Source organism: Mesorhizobium sp. M4A.F.Ca.ET.050.02.1.1 (assembly GCF_003997725.1).
Taxonomy (GTDB): domain Bacteria; phylum Pseudomonadota; class Alphaproteobacteria; order Rhizobiales; family Rhizobiaceae; genus Mesorhizobium.
Map to the genome: position 1 here is coordinate 1 of NZ_RZSG01001073.1, position 1,595 is coordinate 1,595.

Annotated in this window: 1 protein-coding gene; it reads right to left on the reverse strand. The window is 68.6% G+C overall.

From position 1 onward, the window contains the following. Nucleotides 1-166: 166 nt before the first annotated feature. The coding region (locus EOA33_RS35055; protein ID WP_245482536.1) for a DUF5682 family protein at nucleotides 167-1,595 on the reverse strand (1,429 nt) is incomplete at its 5' end.

Consider the following 1,595-nt stretch of genomic DNA (forward strand, 5'->3'; position numbering starts at 1 on the left):
GGCCGTGTCGCAGCTGTTGTCGCCATAAAGCGCGTCGAGCGCCGCCGAAAGCCGCCGATCCTCGGCGGAGAGTGCCGACGAGGACGCATCGTCGGCGCCGATCGCCAGCCGCCAGCGGCGTTCCCGCGTTCCTCCCGTCGGCTCGAGGTCCGGCCCGATCGCATCGTCATCCATGGCTGGGCTCCCCTGAAAGCAGCTTGCCGAGGAGACCAAAGTGCCGGCGCCAGGCTTCGCCGCCGTCGGGCGTCGGCGTCAGCCCGGCGGGCAGGCTCGCTCCTTTGCCGAGCACCGCTTCGATCAAACGCCGGCGCTCCATGCTGTCGAGGTTGGAGAAGACGCGGCGCAGCAAGGGCAGATGCGCAACGAAGGCCTCTTCGTCGAGTGAGGCAAGCCATGCATCGACGGCGCCGCGCAGACCCTCGTCATAGATCAGTCGCTGACCGGCGCCGCTGAAGAAGCCCTCGAAGAAAGCGGCAGCGTCGATGACCGGCGTCCCGGGTGACAGGCGCTTTGCCAAAAGGTCGGCCGCGCCCTCTGCGGAGAGCCGTCCGGCCTCGTAGAGCAGATGGGCCGCGCAACCGGCAACGAGCGCTGTCGATCGCGACGAATCGAGCACGGCCGCGAGGCCGCCGCGCCAGGCATCCACGACATCCTCGCCCGGCTCCACCAGCCTGATCGCCTCGTCGGCCTTGCGCATCGCGCCGATCAACGCCGCGGCGGCCTGAACGTCGAGATCGCGCGCGGCGTAGGGCAGCGCGATCGAGCCCTCGACGATTAGCCGCTCCAGTAGGCCCGCAAGGCGCTCCGTCTCGGTCTTGCGCGCTTCGCCGTAGCGGATGATGTCGGCCAGCGGCGGCACCGAAGCCAGAAGTTCCAGGCATTCGCTGCTGTGTGCCGCTTTTTCCTCCAGCGCGACGAGGCCAGCAGCGGAAGCTTCACTGAGAGCCGCCGTGATGGCGCCCTGGACCAGCGCGGCCAGGGTGTCGAGTGTCGCGGCGGCGGCGATCATCTGAACCAGGCGGCCGTTGGCGGCCTTCTCGATGGTCGGGCCGTAGACCAGGTTCTCGACCAGTTGAACGGCATACTCCGGCTGCCAGGCCAGCATCCAGCGCTCGCGAAAGGTGCCGCGGCTGCGCCCGGTGTCGGTCAGCTTGCCCCAGTTCACGCCAAGCACGTTCAGCCGGTGCAGCAGCGTCGACCGAAACAGCCCGCTCTCGCTGCGCAGGTCGATGGAGAGCTCCCGTTCCAAGGCCTCGGGCTTCAGCCGCGCCGTCTTCTGGTTGCGCTGCAGGTCATCGATCAGCGGCGCCAGCGGCGTGTCCGGCGGTATCTCGCCGACATCGGCGCCTAGCAGCAATTCGGCCTCGACCATCTTCCACAGCAGGGCCTCGCCGTTGAACAGCCCTGCGATCGAAGCGTCGCGCAGTTCCTCGAAACCCGGCTTCGGCCGTTCGCGGATGGCCGCAAGCGCGCGCGCCAGACGTTCCGCCTCGATCAGCGACGCGGTCGAGATCATGTGGCCTTTCGCCCTGAGGACCGAAGCGATCCGCGCCAGCCACAGGATGGAAGAGTCGCCCTGCGCACGCGTCTGCCAC